This window comes from Streptomyces sp. DH24 (assembly GCF_029813775.1).
Lineage (GTDB): Bacteria > Actinomycetota > Actinomycetes > Streptomycetales > Streptomycetaceae > Streptomyces.
Genome location: NZ_JARVKW010000012.1, coordinates 1 through 19,513 on the forward strand (window position 1 = coordinate 1; position 19,513 = coordinate 19,513).

The 19,513-nt window shown below is 73.3% G+C and carries 17 protein-coding genes and 1 pseudogene; 13 read left to right on the top strand and 5 right to left on the bottom strand.

The window, feature by feature from the left end; genetic code table 11:
- Both QC282_RS12075 and QC282_RS12080 read left to right on the top strand, forming a co-directional pair.
- Positions 1-908 (top strand): annotated as a pseudogene (locus QC282_RS12075) (serine/threonine protein kinase); the annotation flags it as partial.
- A gap of 128 nt (positions 909-1,036) precedes the next feature.
- Entirely contained in the window at positions 1,037-2,575 is a 1,539-nt protein-coding gene (locus QC282_RS12080; RefSeq protein ID WP_279549286.1) for a substrate-binding domain-containing protein, read from the top strand.
- Positions 2,576-2,720: 145 nt separating this feature from the next.
- On the opposite strand, the gene QC282_RS12085 is transcribed toward QC282_RS12080, so the two are convergent.
- Positions 2,721-3,470, bottom strand: a complete 750-nt coding sequence (locus QC282_RS12085) for an SLATT domain-containing protein (protein WP_279549287.1) — start codon at positions 3,468-3,470, stop codon at positions 2,721-2,723.
- A 276-nt stretch (positions 3,471-3,746) separates the two neighbouring features.
- Between QC282_RS12085 and QC282_RS12090 the strand changes: the two genes are divergently transcribed.
- From QC282_RS12090 to QC282_RS12120, 7 genes are all read left to right on the top strand, one after another.
- Positions 3,747-4,088, top strand: a complete 342-nt coding sequence (locus tag QC282_RS12090; RefSeq protein WP_279549288.1) for a YbaB/EbfC family nucleoid-associated protein — start codon at positions 3,747-3,749, stop codon at positions 4,086-4,088.
- 80 nt (positions 4,089-4,168) lie between these two features.
- Positions 4,169-4,768: a recombination mediator RecR gene (recR, locus tag QC282_RS12095; RefSeq protein WP_279549289.1), complete on the top strand. Its 600-nt coding sequence runs from the start codon at positions 4,169-4,171 to the stop codon at positions 4,766-4,768.
- On the top strand, positions 4,761-5,420 hold the full coding sequence (locus tag QC282_RS12100; protein ID WP_279549290.1) for a DUF5063 domain-containing protein: 660 nt from the start codon (positions 4,761-4,763) through the stop codon (positions 5,418-5,420). Before recR ends, QC282_RS12100 begins: the two co-directional genes overlap by 8 nt.
- 299 nt (positions 5,421-5,719) lie before the next feature.
- Positions 5,720-6,997 carry an aspartate kinase gene (locus QC282_RS12105; protein ID WP_279549291.1) on the top strand — a complete coding sequence of 426 codons (1,278 nt, stop codon included), beginning with the start codon at positions 5,720-5,722 and terminating at the stop codon, positions 6,995-6,997.
- The gene (locus tag QC282_RS12110; protein WP_279549292.1) at positions 6,997-8,058 is read left to right on the top strand and encodes an aspartate-semialdehyde dehydrogenase; all 1,062 of its coding nucleotides are present in this window, start codon (positions 6,997-6,999) and stop codon (positions 8,056-8,058) included. The genes QC282_RS12105 and QC282_RS12110 overlap by 1 nt, the downstream gene beginning before the upstream one ends.
- A gap of 528 nt (positions 8,059-8,586) precedes the next feature.
- The gene (locus QC282_RS12115; protein WP_279549448.1) at positions 8,587-9,162 is read left to right on the top strand and encodes a SigE family RNA polymerase sigma factor; all 576 of its coding nucleotides are present in this window, start codon (positions 8,587-8,589) and stop codon (positions 9,160-9,162) included.
- Entirely contained in the window at positions 9,159-10,487 is a 1,329-nt protein-coding gene (locus tag QC282_RS12120) for a hypothetical protein (protein WP_279549293.1), read from the top strand. Before QC282_RS12115 ends, QC282_RS12120 begins: the two co-directional genes overlap by 4 nt.
- A gap of 70 nt (positions 10,488-10,557) precedes the next feature.
- Here the strand turns inward: QC282_RS12120 and QC282_RS12125 are convergent, their stop codons facing one another.
- On the bottom strand, positions 10,558-11,355 hold the full coding sequence (locus QC282_RS12125; protein WP_279549294.1) for an SURF1 family protein: 798 nt from the start codon (positions 11,353-11,355) through the stop codon (positions 10,558-10,560).
- 144 nt (positions 11,356-11,499) lie between these two features.
- Here QC282_RS12125 and QC282_RS12130 point away from each other — a divergent pair, with 144 nt between their 5' ends.
- The gene (locus QC282_RS12130; RefSeq protein ID WP_279549295.1) at positions 11,500-13,320 is read left to right on the top strand and encodes a prolyl oligopeptidase family serine peptidase; all 1,821 of its coding nucleotides are present in this window, start codon (positions 11,500-11,502) and stop codon (positions 13,318-13,320) included.
- Between the two features lie 279 nt (positions 13,321-13,599).
- On the opposite strand, the gene QC282_RS12135 is transcribed toward QC282_RS12130, so the two are convergent.
- The 3 genes from QC282_RS12135 to QC282_RS12145 all read right to left on the bottom strand — a co-directional run bounded on the left by QC282_RS12135 (position 13,600) and on the right by QC282_RS12145 (position 15,052).
- Positions 13,600-13,857, bottom strand: a complete 258-nt coding sequence (locus tag QC282_RS12135; RefSeq protein WP_279549296.1) for a hypothetical protein — start codon at positions 13,855-13,857, stop codon at positions 13,600-13,602.
- 59 nt (positions 13,858-13,916) lie between these two features.
- Positions 13,917-14,492: a GNAT family N-acetyltransferase gene (locus tag QC282_RS12140; protein WP_279549449.1), complete on the bottom strand. Its 576-nt coding sequence runs from the start codon at positions 14,490-14,492 to the stop codon at positions 13,917-13,919.
- Positions 14,493-14,581: 89 nt separating this feature from the next.
- Entirely contained in the window at positions 14,582-15,052 is a 471-nt protein-coding gene (locus QC282_RS12145; RefSeq protein WP_279549297.1) for a carboxymuconolactone decarboxylase family protein, read from the bottom strand.
- 186 nt (positions 15,053-15,238) lie between these two features.
- Between QC282_RS12145 and QC282_RS12150 the strand changes: the two genes are divergently transcribed.
- From QC282_RS12150 to QC282_RS12160, 3 genes are all read left to right on the top strand, one after another.
- Complete coding sequence (locus QC282_RS12150) at positions 15,239-15,574, top strand: DUF6233 domain-containing protein (RefSeq protein WP_279549298.1); 336 nt, start codon at positions 15,239-15,241, stop codon at positions 15,572-15,574.
- Positions 15,575-15,731: 157 nt separating this feature from the next.
- Positions 15,732-15,950, top strand: a complete 219-nt coding sequence (locus QC282_RS12155) for a hypothetical protein (RefSeq protein ID WP_279549299.1) — start codon at positions 15,732-15,734, stop codon at positions 15,948-15,950.
- A 71-nt stretch (positions 15,951-16,021) separates the two neighbouring features.
- Complete coding sequence (locus QC282_RS12160) at positions 16,022-19,510, top strand: BTAD domain-containing putative transcriptional regulator (protein WP_279549300.1); 3,489 nt, start codon at positions 16,022-16,024, stop codon at positions 19,508-19,510.
- Positions 19,511-19,513: the final 3 nt, after the last annotated feature.

Sequence of the window (19,513 nt, forward strand, 5' to 3'; positions counted from 1 at the left end):
CCCCCGGCTCCCCGCACCCCGGCCCCGCCTACGGCTTCCCCCACCAGCCCGCCCCGGCCTGGCCCGGCAGCCACGACCCGGGCGCCTCGCCCCAGCCCTACGGCACCCCGGAGCCAAGCGCCTCGCCCCAGCCGTACGGCACCCCGGAGCCAAGCGCCTCGCCCCAGCCGTACGGCACCCCCGCGTCAGGCACCCTGCCTCCGCAGTTCGGCACCCCGGCCCCGGGCGGCCCTCCGCAGCATTACGGCACCCCACCCGCAGGAACCCCGCCCCACCGCTACGACCCGCACGGCTCCGGCCCCGCCTACGGCCCGCCGCCGGAAACGTCGCACGGCAGCAGCCGTTCCTCCGTGCTGCTCGTCGTCGTCGCACTGGTCGTCGCCCTCGCCGCCGGCGGGTCCGTCTACGCGCTGATGAACCGCGGGGACCAGCAGTCGGGCGGAGGCCCCGCGCCCTCCCCGACCGTCACGGGGGAGCACCAGTCGGCCGATCCCGCCCCGTCCGGGCCGGACCCCGGGCCGACCACCGGTTCCCCCTCCCCGTCGGCGGACGGGGCGATCCCGGCGGGGTACCTCGGCACCTGGACCACCACCATCGACAACGCGTCCGGGCAGCACACCCGGCGGCTGACCATTCAGCAGGGCGAGGTCGGGGACACCGTCCTGTCCCTCGCCGCCGAGGGGCCCGCCGACAACGGCAGCGACTACCGCTGCGTGTTCGTCGCCGAGCTGAGCGAGAAGCCCGGCGCCGAGGGGCCGCTGGCCATCGGGCCGTCCAGCGTGCGGACCGGGCAGCCCAGCACCGCGTGCGCTCCGGGCGCAGCGACCGACGTCACCCTCCTGCCGGACGGCACGCTGGAGCGGGTGAACCCGACCACGGGGGAGCGGCTCGTCTACCGCCGCGAGTGACCGAAAACGCCTTGCGCGCAAGGTCGTTGAACGTCCGGCGAATTCCCGGCGACGTGTCCGGATTGCGCCCCCGCGCGGCCGTACGGTGATCGCCCTGTTGGACACCGGACAGTGGCGGGGGCCCCACGGTGGAGTGGCTGAGCGCGGAGAATCTGGTGGCCGTGGTGACGGCGCTCCTCGGCATCGGCGCCTCGGGCGTCATGGTCTGGTACGAGCGCCGGGTGCCGCGCCGCAAACGCGTCGGCTACCGCGTCCAGATGGACAACCCGATAGGGGACGACGTCCTCTCCGGCCGGGTGGGCAGCCGTCTCGGCCTGTTCGACGAGTACCCGGGCATGTCGGACGCCACCCTCGTCCTGCTGCGCATCGAGAACGACGGCTGGCAGAGCATCGCCGACAACGACTACACCGGCCGCGAACTGCACGGTCTGACCGCCGTGTTCACCGACCGCACGGTGCGCGGCGTCTCGGTCACCCAGCCGTCCGGCACCGACCACCTGATGGAGCACTTCACCCCGGACGCCGGCTTCGGCTTCGAGGGCAACACGCTCCGCATCCCGCGCGTCCCCCTCAACCGCGGCGAGCACTTCAAGCTGCTCGTGCTGCTGTCCGGCGGCGACGTGGGCCGCGCGATCCGGCTCACCGGCGGCATCCGCGACGGCGAGGTGCACCCCAACCACAGCGCCTCCCCGGACGACAAGCCGCCCCTGTTCGGCCGGGCCGCCCGCACCATCACCGTCCTGCTCACGGCCAGCGTGGTCACCCTCGCCGCCCTCGTCGTGACCCGCGACGACAGCAGGCCGCCGATCGGCTGCACCGACGGCACGCTCACGCTGACCGGCTCGACCGCGTTCGCGCCGGTGCTGCGGGAGGCGGCCGGCAAGTACGAGAAGGACTGCGCGGAGGCGGGCCCGGACATCGTCGTGGACGCGCACGGCTCGACGGCCGGCATCCGGGAACTCGCGGCCGCCGGCGCCGAGGCGGAGCGGGGTTCGCCGGCGGTCGTGGCGTTCTCCGACGGGCCCCACCAGAACGGCCCGGACCGGCTGCGGGAGAACCGCCTCGCGATCTCCGTCTTCGCCCTGGTCGTCAACGACCGGGTGAAGCTGGACGACCTGACCACCGAGCAGGTGCGCCGCCTGTACCGGGGCGAGGTCGCCAACTGGCGGGAGCTGGGCGGCCCGGACCTGCCCGTGCACCTGGTCAGCAGGGACGCCAACTCCGGCACGCGGCAGGTCTTCCAGCGACGCGTCCTCGGGGGCAGCGAGATCGCCAACACCTCCGTGGACTGCCGCCACAAGGACTATCCGAGCTCACCGGTCGTGCGCTGCGAACTGGACTCCACCGAGCAGGTGCTGAGCTCCGTCGCCGCCATCCCCGGCGCGATCGGCTACAGCGAGTTCAACGCCGCCCAGGACGCGAAGGGCCTGCACCTGGTGCGGCTCGACGGCCAGGAGCCGTCCGTGGACGCCATCGAGGACGGCACGAGCGACTACCCGTACCGCGAACTCGAATACGCCTACACCTACGGGCGGCCGCCCGCCGACTCCCTCGTCTCCAGCTTCCTGACGTATCTGAGCCGGGGCAACGGCCAGGACGTCATCCGCACCCACGGCCACCTGCCGTGCTGGACCTCGGAGGGCCTGCGGCTGTGCGCCGACCCGTGACGGGCCCGGTCGCCAGGGGCCCACGGCGGACCCTGCGTCCGGCGGCCCGGCGGCCCGGCGGCCCGGCGGCCCGGCGGCCCGGCGGGCCCTGTGGGCCCTGCGCCGAGCCGGGGTCAGCAGGGCTCGGGTCAGCAGGGCTCCGGGGTCAGCGGGGCTCCGGAGGGCGCTGCCGGGGCATGTTCGGGCGGGCGGCGGCCCCCGGCGGCAGCGGGAACCGTCCGTTCACCGCGCCCGACTCGGTCCGGGAACCGCCGGGCACGGCAGCCTGGATGCCGAGCGGCGCGCCCCCGGTGCGGAACTCCACCATCCAGTCGGCGGTCTCGGCGCGCATCAGCTCGGTCACGTCCTCCGAGAAGCGCCGCAGCACCCCCAGGCACCGCTCGGCGGCCTCGCTTGCGGTGCCCTCCGTCGGCCCGAGGATCTCCCGCACGCATTCGGAGGCCCAGTCGAACTGGAGCACCTGGAGCCGCCGCTGCACCGCCTGCGCGGTCGCGACGTCCCTTATCCAGCCGGACGTCACCCCGAAGAACCGGTCGGCGGCCACGCACGCCGCGGCCAGCAGCAGCGCCAGGTATCCCCAGGGCGCGGCCCCGCCCAGCACGCCGGTCAGGTCCAGCAGGGGCAGCGCGGCGCCCACGACCGCGCCCGTGGCGGCACCGCAGCGCAGGGCCCGCGCCCCGCGCCGCTTCCACACCCGGTCGGCGAGGTACCAGGCCGCCGTGTCCAGCGCGCCGCGTTCCACCCACCGGTACAGCTCGTCCAGCCGCTGGGCGGGCTCCTCCCAGTCGCCGAGCGGAAAGGGCCGCCCGGTGAGGTCTCCCGGCCGCAGCCGGGCAGCACGCTCACCCCGGCCGTTGTGAGGCGGACCCTCGGGCTGCATCTCCGGCTGACCCACCCGGCACTCCCTACTGATCACGGTGCGTGACGCTCGCATGGCGCTGCTGTGGCACCTGATGCCGTTGCGACGGCCCCCTTCCTACCGCCCAATGGGTGGCGATGCGGCGGGTTTCGCTGCTTTTCCGCCCGGAAGTGGCGCTTGATCAGGTATAGGAGTCGGATTCGTATCACTCGAAAGAGTGCCGGGGCGCCGCTCGCGGTGACCACGTAGGCTCGTGCCGAACGGAAAAGCGCGGAAATACCGTGCCGCACGTGCCCCGAAGAGGAGCTGATCGTGATCCCCGGTGGTGGCCAGCCCAACATGCAGCAGCTGCTCCAGCAGGCCCAGAAGATGCAGCAGGATCTGCAGCGGGCGCAGGAGGAACTGGCGCAGACGGAGGTCGACGGGCAGGCGGGTGGCGGCCTGGTGCGGGCGACCGTCACCGGCGCCGGCGAACTGCGGGCGCTGAGGATCGACCCCAAGGCGGTGGACCCGGACGACACCGAGACCCTCGCCGACCTGGTCGTCGCGGCCGTCCACGCGGCCAACGAGAACGCGCAGGCGCTCCAGCAGCAGAAGCTCGGCCCGCTGGCCCAGGGCCTGGGCGGCGGAGGCATCCCGGGACTGCCCTTCTGAGCGGTCCCCGCCGCCTTTCTAGGACGGGCCCGGCCAACTAGCGTATGTACTGAAGGAACCCAGGAAAGGGCGGCAGTCCGTTGTACGAAGGCGTGGTCCAGGACCTCATCGACGAGCTCGGGCGGTTGCCCGGCGTCGGTCCCAAGAGCGCGCAGCGGATCGCCTTCCACATCCTCCAGGCGGAACCGACCGACGTACGGCGTCTCGCGCAGGCCCTGATGGAGGTCAAGGCGAAGGTCCGCTTCTGCGCGACCTGCGGCAACGTCGCGCAGGAGGAGCTGTGCGGCATCTGCCGCGACAGCCGCCGCGACCCCGCCGTGATCTGCATCGTGGAGGAGCCCAAGGACGTCGTGGCGATCGAGCGCACCCGCGAGTTCCGGGGCCACTACCACGTCCTGGGCGGCGCGATCAGCCCCATCGACGGCGTCGGCCCCGACGACCTGCGCATCCGGGAACTCCTGGCGCGCCTCGCGGACGGCACGGTCACGGAGCTGATCCTCGCCACGGACCCGAACCTGGAGGGCGAGGCCACGGCCACGTACCTCGCGCGCATGATCAAACCGATGGGCCTCAAGGTCACCCGCCTGGCCAGCGGCCTCCCGGTGGGCGGCGACCTGGAATACGCGGACGAGGTCACGCTCGGCCGCGCCTTCGAGGGGAGACGACTCCTAGATGTCTGACGCCACGCTGCACGCGACCAGCCACGACCCCGACGACTTCGCGGTCCAGATCGCGGACCAGGTGGAGAGCTTCCTCGTAGCGGTCACCGAGGTCGCCAAGGGCGACGAGCCGGAATCGGCCATCCCCTTCCTCCTCCTGGAGGTCTCCCAACTGCTCCTGGCCGGCGGCCGGCTGGGCGCGCACGAGGACATCCTGCCGGACGAGCGCTACGAGCCCGACCTGGGTCCGGAACAGGACGTGGACGAGCTCCGCGAGAACCTCGCCCGCCTGCTGGAGCCCATCGACGTCTACTCGGAGGTCTTCGACCCCTACGAGCCGCGCAAGGCGCCGGTGCCGGCCCGGATCTCCGACGACCTGGCCGACGTCATCACCGACCTGCGTCACGGCATGGCCCACTACAAGGCCGGCCGCACCACGGAGGCGCTGTGGTGGTGGCAGTTCTCGTACTTCTCCAACTGGGGCTCGACGGCCTCGGCGACCCTGCGGGCGCTGCAGTCGGTGGTCGCGCACGTCCGCCTGAACCAGCCCCTGCAGGAGCTGGACGGCCTGGACACCGACGAGGACCTCGGCGACGAGGCCCTGGAGGCGGAGGCGGGCCGTGTCATGGCGGAGGAGATCGCGGGCCCGCTGGGGCTGCGCACGGTCAAATAGCGCGGGCGGGCGCTCCGACCGGACGGCGGGACGGCCCGACCGCGCCGCGGCCGGTTTGCCGGAAAACGGCGCCGTCCGGGCCCGCCCCGTCGTGACCTGGCCCACTTTCCGGAGTGCCCGCCGCCCGGTTGGGCATGTGCCCTTCCGGAGCGGCCCGGGAACATCCGGGTGATCATGTCGTGAGCGGGACATCTCACGATGCGATATCACCCGGGGTGTTTCCGGGCGCTCGTTAAACTGAGCCGACCGCAGTACGAATGCGTACGTGCGGAACGAGACGGACTGAGCGAGGAGCGCACGTGGGCCTTGTCGTGCAGAAGTACGGAGGCTCCTCCGTAGCCGATGCCGAAGGCATCAAGCGCGTCGCCAAGCGGATCGTGGAAGCCAAGAAGAACGGCAACCAGGTGGTTGCCGTGGTCTCCGCGATGGGCGACACGACGGACGAGCTGATCGATCTCGCCGAGCAGGTTTCCCCGATCCCTGCCGGGCGCGAGCTCGACATGCTGCTGACCGCCGGAGAGCGGATCTCCATGGCGCTGCTGGCCATGGCGATCAAAAACCTGGGCCACGAGGCCCAGTCGTTCACGGGCAGCCAGGCAGGTGTCATCACCGACTCGGTCCACAACAAAGCGCGGATCATCGATGTGACGCCGGGCCGCATCCGGGCCTCGGTGGACGAGGGCAACATCGCCATCGTCGCCGGCTTCCAGGGCGTCAGCCAGGACAGCAAGGACATCACCACGCTGGGCCGCGGCGGCTCGGACACCACGGCGGTCGCGCTCGCTGCCGCCCTCGACGCCGAGGTCTGCGAGATCTACACCGACGTCGACGGTGTGTTCACCGCCGACCCGCGCGTGGTGAAGAAGGCCCGGAAGATCGACTGGATCTCGTTCGAGGACATGCTCGAACTGGCGGCGTCCGGGTCCAAGGTGCTGCTCCACCGCTGCGTGGAGTACGCCCGCCGGTACAACATCCCGATCCACGTCCGCTCCTCCTTCAGCGGGCTGCAGGGCACGTGGGTCAGCAGCGAGCCGATCAAGCAAGGGGACAAGCAGGTGGAGCAGGCCATCATCTCCGGTGTCGCGCACGACACCTCCGAGGCCAAGATCACGGTCGTCGGCGTGCCGGACAAGCCGGGCGAGGCGGCCTCGATCTTCCGCACGATCGCCGACGCCGAGATCAACATCGACATGGTCGTGCAGAACGTGTCCGCCGCGTCCACGGGCCTGACGGACATCTCCTTCACGCTGCCCAAGGCCGAGGGCCGCAAGGCCATCGACGCGCTGGAGAAGAACCGCGCGGGCATCGGCTTCGAGTCGCTGCGCTACGACGACCAGATCGGCAAGATCTCGCTCGTGGGCGCCGGCATGAAGACCAACCCCGGTGTCACCGCCGACTTCTTCACCGCGCTGTCCGACGCCGGCGTGAACATCGAGCTGATCTCGACCTCCGAAATCCGCATCTCGGTCGTCACGCGCAAGGACGACGTCGCCGAGGCCGTCCGCGCCGTCCACACCGCCTTCGGACTGGACTCGGACAGCGACGAGGCCGTCGTCTACGGAGGCACCGGCCGCTGATGGAGCGGTCAGGGCGGCGACCGACGCTCGCGGTCGTGGGCGCGACCGGGGCCGTCGGCGCGGTCATGCTCCAGATCCTGTCCCAGCACGCCGACATCTGGGGTGAGATCCGACTCGTCGCCTCGCCGCGCTCGGCCGGCCGCAAGCTGGCCGTGCGCGGCGCGGAGACCGAGGTCGTCGCGCTCACCGAGGAGGTCTTCGACGGGGTCGACGTCGCCATGTTCGACGTGCCCGACGAGGTCGCCGCGCAGTGGGCGCCGGTCGCCGCCGCCAAGGGCGTGGTGGTGGTCGACAACTCCGGCGCGTTCCGGATGGACCCGGACGTGCCGCTCGTCGTGCCCGAGGTCAATGCCCACGCGGTGCGCAACAGGCCGCGCGGGATCGTCGCCAACCCGAACTGCACGACGCTGTCCATGATCGTCGCGCTGGGCGCGCTGCACGCCGAGTTCGGGCTGCGCGAGCTGGTGGTCTCCTCGTACCAGGCGGTGAGCGGTGCCGGACGCGCCGGTGTGGAGACGCTGCGCCGGCAGCTGTCCCTGGTCGCCGGTACGGAGCTGGGGACGAACCCCGGTGACGTGCGGCGGGCCGTCGGGGACGACACCGGGCCCTTTTCTGAGCCCGTCGCGCTGAACGTCGTGCCGTGGGCCGGTTCGGTGCGTGAGGACGGCTGGTCCTCGGAGGAGATGAAGGTGCGGGACGAGTCCCGCAAGATCCTCGGCCTGCCCCGGCTGCCGGTGGCCGTCACCTGCGTACGGGTGCCGGTGATCACCACGCACTCGCTGACCGTGCACGCCCGCTTCGAGGGCGAGGTCACCGTCGACCGGGCCCGCGAGATCCTCGCCACGGCCCCCGGCGTCGTACTTTTCGACAACCCCGCCGCGGGCGAGTTCCCCACGCCCGCCGATGTGGTGGGCACCGATCCGACGTGGGTCGGCCGGGTCCGGCGGGCCCTCGACGACCCCACGGCGCTCGAACTCTTCGTCTGCGGCGACAACCTGCGCAAGGGCGCCGCGCTGAACACCGCGCAGATCGCGGAGCTGGTGGCGGCCGAGTTCTCCTGAGCCGCGTGTCCATTTTTCCGGCATGTGGCGGGCTCGGCGGGAAAACCAGAATGCCCGGCGCAAAACGTTTGTAGGATCTGCACACGAGATGTGAGCCGGTCGATGATCCGGACCCCTTGTACGCGGCACCTTCGGCATCCGAGGATTTCCTCCCCGCCCTCCGCAACCACGCGGAGGGCGGGGAGCGTCTTTGCGGTCGTCCTGGGCGGGGCGTGGGGGCGCGCGTGCGGCGCGGCGTGGGGACGCCGCGAAACGGGCGTGGGGACGTCCGATTCTTACGGGACATAGGGGAAGAGCGGGACGCATGAGGGCATACGACGCACCGTCAGCTGTGCTGCCTGCCGCGAGGAAGCGGTCTGCCGCGGCGATCGGCCGGAACGCGACGCCCGGCGCGTACAACCCTCACGGGGGTCGGCGTGTCCAACAGGCGTGGCAGAGGTACTCGACTTCTCAGTGGCGGCGTCCCGCGGCACGGCCCTACGGCCGCCCCGGGCCGTCCGGTCCCGCGTGGCCGGCGCGCCCGGTGGCATGCCGGTGATCGCGCCCATGCCCGCTGCGCGGCCCGCCCGCATCCCGAACCAGCGTGACGTGGCCGAGGACATCGCGGCCGCCGGCACGACCGTCGACCACCTCACCGAGACCTATCGCACGCACTACCGCTCGCTGCTCGGTCTCGCCGCTCTCCTCCTCGACGACACGGCCTCCTGCGAGGACGTCGTCCAGGAGGCGTTCATCCGCGTGCACTCCGCGCGCAAACGTGTCCGCGACCCCGAGAAGACGCTCGCGTACCTGCGTCAGACGGTCGTCAACCTCTCCCGCTCGGCACTGCGCCGGCGCATCCTCGGCCTGAAGCTCCTGTCGAAGCCGATGCCCGACATGGCCAGCGCGGAGGAGGGCGCCTACGACCAGCTGGAGCGCGACTCGCTGATCAAGGCGATGAAGGGTCTCCAGCGCCGCCAGCGCGAGGTGCTGGTCCTGCGCTACTTCGCGGACATGACCGAGGCACAGGTCGCCGAGACGCTCGGAATTTCGCTGGGCTCGGTCAAGGCGTACGGTTCACGCGGCATCGCGGCGCTCCGGGTGGCCATGGAGGCACCGGTATGAGCGAGGGCAACGATGCGCGACGCGAGCCGCGGGAGCGACACGAGCCGACGCGGCCGAACGGGCAAGATCCGAAGCAATCGCACGCTGGGAACGGAACTGTGAACCACGGCCCCGACGACCAGGGCCCCGACAAGCAGGGGCCTGCCGAACTGGGCTCCGAGGAACGGGAAGCCGCCGCCGGGCAGGGTCCCGAGGAGCGGGAGCCCGCCGCCGGGCAGAGCTCCGGCAGGACGGAGCCCGCCGCCCGCGACCGGGCCCCCGAAGGGCTCGCCGCGCCCGCCGGCCCGGACGGACCCGACGAACCCGACGCACTCGACGGGTTCGGCTCGGACGAGCTGGCCCTGCGCCGGATGCTGCACCAGGCGGTGCAGGACGTCGAACCCCGTGACGGCACCCTGGACCACCTGCGGCGGGCGGTCCCCGCGAGGCGGGCCCGCAAGCGGCAGGCGGCCGTGGGAATGGCGGCGGCCGCGCTGTTCGTCTGTACCGCCGTCCCGGCTCTCGTCCACGTCTCCAACTCCACCGGCTCCGACGCCAACCCCTCCGCCGTCGGCCACGCCTCCCAGGCGCAGGGCGGCTCCACCGAGGGCAAGGGTCCGAACGGTGGGGGGAGCGCCTCCGGCGGTGACGCCGGGAAGGCCGAGGAGAAGGGCCAGGACGGCAAGAAGGAGGACGAGAAGGACAACGGCGGCTCCGATGCCGGTACCGGTGTCACCGAGGGCGCCGACCCGTCGTCCAGCACCATCGCCGGCGGGGCCGCGCTGTGCACGGCGGCCGAGCTCGGCACGGCCACCGGCAGCAGCGGAGCCCCCGACTCCACCGGAGCGGTCTACGGCTCCTTCCGCGTCACCAACGTCTCCTCCACCGCCTGCACCGTCGGCGGTCCCGGCAGCGTCGGCACGCTGGCGGGCGGCGCGGCCGACCCGACCAAGGTGGGCACCCAGCGGCACGTGGCCGGGGACGCCGCGGCGGGCCTGCCCGACCCGTCGACCGAGTCCGCCGCCCTGCTGCTCCAGCCGGGGGCCTCGTACGAGGTCAAGTTCGCCTGGGTGCCGTCGGAGACGTGCCCCACCAACAACAGCGGCGGCACCACGGGCGGCAACCCGGACCCGTCGCCGGAACCGACGCCCTCCGACGAGCCGACGACGACGAACTCCTCCGGAGGCGCCACCGGCACGTCGCCCCAGCTGGTCACCGAGGACGGCATGGCCGACGGCAGCGTCACGGTCACCTACACCTCGGACACGGGCGCCTCGACATCGGTGACGATCTCCAACGCCTGCGCGGGAACCGTCTACTGGACGGGCGTGCTGGCGGCGCAGTAGCGCGTGGGCGCCGACGGCACCCCGTCGGCGCCCGACCGTGCCCGACGCTCCCGGGCGGCAGGGGCCGCGCTCAGGCGGTGACGCGCTCGGCGCCGGCGCCCTCGCCCTCCGTCTCGACCAGTCCGAGCTCCGCGTCCCGCAGGAACTCGACCTCGCGGCGCAGCAGCCGGAACCACATGAAGACCACGAACCCGGCGAAGGCGAACCACTCCGCTGTGTACCCCAGGTTCTGGAACGCCTTCAGGTCCAGTCCCGTCCCCTGCGGCGCGATGGCCGGCACGGCCGCCATCCCGGAGTCCCCGTCGGCCAGCGTGACCCACGCGTCGTACACGTCGTAGGGCACCAGGTTCACCAGGGACGCCGCGCTGATCGCCCCGGTCTGCCCGGACGGCAGCCCGCTGCGCGCGCTGACCCCGTTGTTCCCGGGCGTCTCGGACGCCTGGAGCGCCCCGGTCACGGTGACCTCGCCCTTCGGCGGGGCGGGGGCCTTCGCCGCGTCGGCGTCCCCGGGCAGCCAGCCCCGCACGACGGGCAGGGCCCTGCCGCTGTCGGTCCGCAGCAGCGTCAGGACGTAGAAGCCGCGCTTGCCGTCCAGCTCACGGTCGGGGACCAGCAGCTGCTCGTGGTACCGCCCGGTCGCCGTGGCCTGCCGGCCGGACGTCGCCCTGTCCACCGGCAGCAGCTCGTCCAGCGGGGCGGGTGCCTCCGCGCGGTTCGCCGCGGCCTGTTCGGTCACGCTCCGGTCCTCCTGGACGCGGTCCTCGAAGCGGCCGAGCTGCCAGGACCCCATGAACACGCAGAAGGGGATGGCGAGCAGCACGAAGACGTTGATCCCCCACCAGCGGGGCGTCAGCAGAAACCGGTACACGCCTTCAACGGTACGGGGCTCTCGCGGGTTCCCCGGCCGCGGGGTCGAGGGCTCGGGGACGGCCTGGTGGGGGACCGGTGGAAGTTGTCCACAGGCTGAGGGCCCCGGCAGCGGATTGTCACCGAGGACGGGCAGTATGGGGCCATGACTGAGAGCAACGGGTCCGCGGCGCGGGATCAGCGGCGCAACGAGGAAATGCCGGACTGGGAGAAGCGATTCCGGGCACCCCGGGTGTCGCTGCCCGACTGGGCGGAGGACGCCCCGGACCGCTCCCTGTTCGTGTCGAACGCGACGGGGACGTACGAGCTGTACGCCTGGGACCGGTCGACGGGCGGGCAGCGCCAGGTGACCGACCGGCCCAACGGCACGACGGACGGCGTGCTCTCCCCGGACGGCGAGTGGATCTGGTGGTTCGACGACAAGGACGGCGACGAGTTCGGCGTGTGGCGCCGCCAGCCGTTCGCGGGCGGTGCCGACGAGCTCGCGGTGCCCGGCCTGCAGCCGTCGTACCCGGCGGGCCTGGCCCTCGGCAGGGACGGCCGTACGGCGGTGGTGGGCCGCTCCACGGACGAAGACGGCACGACGATCCACCTCGCGCGCGTCGGGGAGGCCCCGGTGGAGATCTACCGGCACCGGGAGTCGGCGGGCGTCGGCGACCTCTCGCACGACGGCACGCTGATCGCCATCGAGCACACGGAGCACGGGGACGCGATGCACTCCGCGCTGCGCGTCCTGCGCCCGGACGGCACGCCCGTCGCCGAGCTGGACGACACCGAGGGCGGCACGCGTGAGCTGGGCCTGGAGGTGCTGGGCTTCGCACCCGTCGACGGGGACACGCGGCTGCTCATCGGCCACCAGCGCCGGGGCCGCTGGGAGCCGCTGGTGTGGGACGTGGCCTCGGGCGAGCAGACGGACCTGGCGCTGGAGCTGCCGGGCGACGTGAGCGCCGAGTGGTACCCGGACGGCTCGGGCCTGCTCGTCGCGCACAGCTTCGAGGCCCGCAGCGAGCTGTTCCGCTACGACTTCGCGCACCGCGAGCTGATCGAGATCCCCACCCCGGCGGGCACGGTGTCGGGCGCGACGGCCCGCCCGGACGGCAGCGTGGAGTACCTGTGGTCGTCGGCCGCCGAGCCGCCGGCGGTGCGTTCCACGAGCGGCCGGGTCGTCCTGGACCCGCCCGGCATGAAGTCCCCGGGCTCGGTGCCGGTCGAGGACGTGTGGGTGGAGGGCCCGGGCGGCCGCATCCACGCCCTGGTCCAGAAGCCGGCGGGCGCGACGGGACCGCTGCCGACGGTCTTCGACATCCACGGCGGACCGACGTGGCACGACAGCGACTCCTTCGCCGCGGGCCCGGCGGCCTGGGTGGACCACGGGTACGCGGTGGTCCGCGTCAACTACCGGGGCTCCACGGGCTACGGCCGCGCCTGGACGGACGCGCTGAAGCACCGCGTCGGGCTGATCGAGCTCGAGGACATCGCGGCGGTCCGCGAATGGGCCATCGCCTCCGGCCTCGCGGACCCGGCCCGGCTGATCCTCACCGGCGGCTCCTGGGGCGGCTACCTCACCCTGCTCGGGCTCGGCGTGCAGCCGGACGCCTGGACGCTGGGCATCGCGGCGGTCCCGGTCGCCGACTACGTCACGGCGTACCACGACGAGATGGAAGCGCTGAAGGCCATGGACCGCACGCTGCTGGGCGGCACCCCGGAGGAGGTCCCGGACCGCTTCGAGGCGTCGTCCCCGATCACCTACGTCGACCGGGTCAAGGCCCCGGTGTACATCTCGGCCGGCGTGAACGACCCGCGCTGCCCGATCCGCCAGATCGAGAACTACGTCAAGCGCCTGGAGTCGAGGGGCGCCCCGCACGAGGTCTACCGCTACGACGCGGGCCACGGCTCCCTGGTGGTGGAGGAGCGCATCAAGCAGGTCCAGCTGGAACTGGACTTCGCGGCGCGGCACTTGGGCTAGCCCCGAGGGCGGGGAGGAGGCGGCGGCGGGGGCGCGGACGGCACCCGTCGTCGCCGGGGCGGGACGACCCGCTTGCGACGCTTGGCTCGGACAGCCGCTCCGGCGGCGCCGGGGGGACAAGCCGCTCCGGCGGCGGCGGGCCGGATCATCGCGGCCCAGGGTCCACGGCCCATGGCTCGCGGTGGTCCTGCTCCCGGCCCCGCCTGCTCCGGGCCCCGCCTGATTCTGGCCACTGCGCCTGCTCCCGGCCACTCCGCCTGTTTCCGGGCTGCTCCTCTGCTACTCCTCCTGCCGCTCGGCGCGGTTGAGGCCTCGGGCGATCTCCTGGAGGATCTCCTGCTCGGACCGCCCGGTCATCCGCCCCATCTGCTGCAACAGCAGCGCGCAGAGCGCGGTGGCGCCGTCGGCGACCTGGTCGAGATTGCCGTCGGAGACCCGGCGCGCGGCCATGTACTGCGTCATCAGGTCGTTTCCGGACACGTAGGCGGTCATGGCCTCGATACCGAGCCGCACGCGGTCGTAGTCGTTGGTCGTCACGGGCGCCACGCTTCCACGGCGGCCGGTCGCGGCGCCACCCCGGGCTGTGGAGGGCGCCGCTACGTCCGCAGGTCGAGCCGCATCAGGACGCGCGGATGACCGGCCAGCACCGAGGTGGTGTCGGCGGCGTGGACGAAGCCGGCGCGCTCGAAGTTCTTCCGCAGGCCGGGGTAGGCCATGGTCATGTCGACCCTGGCGTCGCCGTTGTCGAGCGGGTAGGCCTCGACGGCCGGTGCGCCGTGCGCGCGGGCGAACTCGACGGCGCCGGCGACGAGGGCGTGCGAGATGCCCTTCTTGCGGTGACCGGGGCGTACCCGGATGCACCACAGGGACCAGACCGGCAGGTCGTCGACGTGCGGGATCTTGCGGTTGCGCGCGAACGAGGTGGCCGCGCGCGGGGCCACGGCGGCCCAGCCCACGGGCTCGTCCCCGTCGTAGGCGAGCACGCCCGGCGGAGGGTTCTCGCGGCACAGCTCGGCGACGTACGCGCCGCGGGCCGGTCCGCGCAGCTCATTGTTGAGCTTGGACGGGATGCGGTAACTCAGGCACCAGCACACGTTGGCGCCGGGTGATTTCGGGCCGACCAGGGTCCGCACGTCCTCGAAGACCGAAGCCGGCCGGACGTCGATGGGCATGTCCTGTGCCATGGCGCGAGGGTAGCGGTCGGCCGGACGGGACCGGCGGCCCGACCGGCCCGCTGGAGCGGCCGGCCGGGCACCTCCGGTTATGCCGAGTGGCCGGGCTGGTAGCCGCCGGCGGGCTGCTGCACGAGGACGTTCGCGCGGTTGTAGGCGTTGATGAGGGCGATGGTGCACACCAGGGCGGCCAACTGCTCCTCGTCGTAGTGCTTGGCGGCGTTGTCCCACACCTCGTCCGTGACGCCGCCCGCGTCGGCGAGGCGGGTGGCCTGCTCCGTCAGCTCCAGGGCGGCGCGCTCGGCCTCGGTGAAGACCGTGGCCTCACGCCAGGCCGCGACCAGGTTGATGCGGTCCGAGGTCTCTCCGGCGTGCGCGGCGTCCTTGGTGTGCATGTCGACGCAGAAGCTGCAGCCGTTGATCTGGCTGGCGCGGATGTTCACGAGTTCCTGTGTCGAGGCCGGCAGCGTCGAGCCCGCGAGTACCTTGCCCGCCGCGACGATGTGCTTGCCGAACTGGGCTGCCACCGGGCTGGCGAAGAGGTTCAGCCTGGGTTCCATGGTGCACTCCTGTGCTGTTGTCGATGGGTCCACCCCCTTGGACGGAATGACCCCCGCAAAGTGTGACATGGGTGGAATTGTTCATACGGTATGACCGGCCGCGCGACACGGGGTGGCGTACGTCGACGTGGAGCCGGGTGGACGTCGGCGCGGCCGCCGTCCGGCATCCCCGATAGAATCGAACGCGTGAACGACCCGGGCCCGACGAGACTCGCACTGCTGCGCTTCCTCGAACGCGTGCAGGAACGCGACCTGGCCCGCACCCGCCGCTGGATAGCGGACGAGGAACGCCGCGCCGCCGAACAACGGCGCGGCATCGCGGCCCGCCCGCCGGCCCCGGACTGGCTCCTGGAGCAGGGCCTGGGCGGCCGGGCCCCGGTCTACGTCCACGTGGGCGGCTGCCACATGGCGGGCACCCGCGCGAAGGGCGTGACCCGGGACCAGGCGATCCGCTCCCTCGCGGACCGGATCACCCCCTGCCCGCACTGCCGTCCGGACACGGCACTGGGACTCCTGGACTGAGGACGCCGCGCCCTGTCGTACCGATGGGGTCTCCTGCCGTACGGGTGGGTGACCTGCCGTGCCGATCGATGTCCTGCCGTACCGAGGAGTGACCTGTCGTACCCATGGGGTGCCCCGCGCGGATGCGCGCCCGGGCGAGCGGGACAATCCTGGAGGCATGCCCGAGCAGCGCCCCGTCGTCGTCCAGCCGCCGTCCCCGACGGGCGGCCGACGCGTGCGGGTCGACGGCGAGATCCTCGGACTCGCCCGCAGCATCGAGGACGTCGCCGAGTTCCTGCGCCGAGCGGGCCTCGACGTCGACGCGCTGGACCTCGCGTCCACGGACCTCATCGAATGGCGGGGCGGCGGGCCGTCGGTCTGGTCCACGGGGGTGTGAGAGGACGCCGGTCGCGCCGGCCGCCCGTCACGAAACGTCCCACGGCCCGGCGCCCTGGTTACGCTGCACGGGTGACCGTCGAGTTGTCCTTGTTGCAGCGTGTGTCCTTCCGCGACCGGGAGATCACCGCGCCGCGGCTGCGCGGCCTGCTCGCGCTCCTCGCGGAGGATCTGCGCACCGGTTGCAGCACCGGCCGGCTGGTGGAAGGGCTCTGGCCGGACGAGCAGCCGGAGCGGCCGGGCCGGGCGGTGCAGGTGCTCGTCTCGCGGGCACGGGCGCAGCTCGGTGCCGAGGTGATCGCGAGCACCGCGACCGGCTACCGGCTCGCGCTGGCCGAGACCCAGGTCGACTCCTCCGCGCTGCTCCTGCACGCCGCCGCGAGCGCGGACCGGGCCAGGGCCGGGGACCACGCCGGTTCGCTGGCCGAGGCCGAGGCGGGCCTGGCGCTGTGGGAGGGCGACGGCACGGACGGCCAACTCGCCGACCCGGTCTCCGACTTGCGCGCGCTGCGGCTGCCCGCCCGCGAGTCCCTGGCCCGCGCCCGCGCGCTCGCCCTCGCCCGGCTGGGACGGCACGCGGAGGCCGTCGAACCGCTGACGGAGGCCGCCCGGGCGCACCGGCGCGACGAGGAGGTGCTGGCCGAACTGCTGCGCTGTGAGGCGGCGGTGCTCGGCCCCTCGGCGGCGCTGGCGCGGTACGAGGCCTACCGGCGGGAGCTGCGTGACGGGTTGGGCACCGACCCCGGGCCCGGACTCCAGGTCGTACAGCAGGAGTTGCTGCGCGGCGCGGCGCCCGTCGTACGCCGAGGCATACGGCACGAGCCGAACCCGCTGCTGGGCCGGGACGACGACATCGCCGCCGTGACCCGGCTGCTGCACACCTCCCGCGTCGTGTCCGTCACCGGCCCCGGCGGCCTCGGCAAGACCCGGCTCGCACACGCCGTCGGCCGACAATGGGGCGCCTCCGGCTCGGGTGCCCCGGGCTTGGGCGTCCCCGGTTCGGGTGCCCGGGGCGCGGGTGCTTCCGGTTCGGGTGCCCCGGGCTCGGGTGTCTCCGGCTCGGGTGCTCCGGGCTCGGGTGTCTCCGCTTCGGCCGCCCTCGCTTCGGCCGCCCTCGGTTCGGCCGCCCCCGGCTCGGGTGCCCCGGGCTTGGGTGTCTCCGGTTCAGCCGCCCTCGGTTCGGGCGTCCCCGGCTCGGGCGTCCCTGGCTCGGGCGCCTCCGGCTCGGCCGCCCCCGGCTCGGGCGCGGCCGGGAGTCCGCGGGCGGAACAGAGCGCGGTGCACGTCGTGCCGCTCGCGGGCGTCACCGCCGACGCGGACGTGGCGGGCGAAGTGGCCTCCGCGCTCGGCGCCGGCGACGGCCACGCCGGTGCCGGCGGACATCCGGGCTCCGCGGACCCGGTCCCCGGCATCCTCCGCGCCCTCGGCCCCGGTGCGACGCTGCTCGTGCTCGACAACTGCGAGCAGGTCGTCGGCGGCGCCGCCGACCTTGTCCAGTCCCTCGTCTCCGCCTCCAAGGACGTACGCGTACTGACGACCGGCCGATCACCGCTGGGCCTGACCTCCGAGGCGGTGTACGCGCTGCCGGAACTCGACCAGGACGTGTCCGCCGAGCTGTTCCGGCAGCGGGCGCAGGCGGCCCGGCCCGGTGTGGAACTGCCCGCCGAGGCAGTGGCGGAACTGTGCCGGCACCTCGACGGGTTGCCGCTGGCCGTGGAACTGGCCGCCGCCCGCGTCCGCGTGCTGTCCGTGCCGGAGATCGCCCGACGGCTCGGTGACCGCTTCGCCCTGCTGCGGGGCGGCGCCCGGGACGTACCCGAACGGCACCGCACCCTGCACGCGGTCGTCGAGTGGAGCTGGAACCTGCTGGAACCCCCGGCCCGCCGGGCACTGCGGACGCTCTCGCTGTTCCCCGGCGGCTTCACCGGCGAGGCGGCCGACCGCGTGCTCGGCGGCGACGCGTTGCTGCTCCTGGAGCAACTGACGGACCAGTCCCTGCTCAAGGCCGCGGACACGGCCGACGGCGGCGTCCGCTTCCACATGCTGGAGACCGTACGGGAGTTCAGCGCGGCACGGCGCGCGGAGGCCGGCGAGGACGAGGCGGCCACCGACCGATTCCTCACCTGGGCACGGGACTTCGGCCGCGACCACCACGACGTGCTCTTCGGCCCGGACCAGGTGGCGGCCTGGGACCGGATCAGGGGAGAGCAGGACAACCTCGTCCTCGCCCTGCGCCTCGCCCTCGCCCGCGGCGACGACTCCACCACCGCCGCGGTCGCCGCCGTGCTCTCCTGCCTGTGGTCCACCGGCTCCAACTACGCCCGCCTGGCCGCCCTCGCCGCCGACACCGGCCGGCCGCTGTCGCACTTCCGCCCCGGTCCCGAGGACGTCGAGACCGTCCGCACGGTGTCGGCGGTGAGCACCGCCACCGCGTTCATGGGCTACGGCCCGCACGCGGTGCGCCAGCTCGCCACCCTGCGCCGGCTGCCGCCCGGCCCGCCGGACACCCTGCCGCGCGCGCTGTCGGTCGTGCTGTGCGCCCTACCGGAGATGCGCCCGCCCGAGTACACGGCGCTGCGCAGGCTGTGCGACGGCAGCGACCCTTCCGCGCCGGCCGGTGCCCCCGGCCGGCGCCACCCCATGCTGGCGTTCGTCGCCCAGTGCGTCGCGAGCTACGTGTGGGAGTACGAGAACGACGTGGAACGCGCCCTGGACACCGCGCGCGGCATGATCGCCGCCCTGGGGGACATCCGGAACCCGACCGCCGAGTTCATCGGCCACTCCAGGCTGAGCGACCTGTGCCTGCGCACGGAGCAGAGCAGGACCGCGTACGACCATCTCAAGGCCGCGCTCGCCGCCTGCGAGTCGACGGGCGCGTGGACCGACTCCGACGGCCTCCGCTGGGGCCTGGTCCTCGCCTGCCTCCAGCGCGGCGCCGTCGACGAGGCCGAGCAGTGGCTGCGGCAGACGGAACGCGAGCAACCACCGGAGCCGGCGGGCACGTCCGACACCGGGCTGCCCGCACGGGCGGAGATCGCCCTCGCCCGCGGCCTGACCGAGGTCGGCCTGCGACTGTGGCGCCGGGCGGTGGATCAGGCCCACGCGGCGGGGGCGCAGTTCGCGGAAGACCCGTTCATGAATCCCTGGGAACTGGAGGTGCGGTCCGCCGCGGTGGCCGCGCACGCGCAGGCGGGTCGCCCCGAGCCGGTCGCGCACCTGACCCTGGACCTGCGCGAGCGCCTGCGCGGGCTGCTCGACCTGCCGGTGGCGGCGCCCGGACAGCTCCCGGTCTACGGCACGGTGCTGCTGGCGCTCGGCCTCGCGGGCCTGGCGGAGGGCGACACGTCGGCCGTGCGGCTGCTCGCCCTGGCCGAACGCCTCAGTCCGGTGCGGCAGTACCCCACCTTCTCCGTCGCGCGGTGCCGGCAGGCCGCCGAGGACGCCGACGGGGCGGCGTACGCCGACGCGGTGTCGGAGTACGCCGCACTCGGGCGGGACGAGTTGCTGGAGGCGGTCCGCACGGCTGTCACCGCTGCCACCGCTCCTTCGGTTCACCGTTGAACT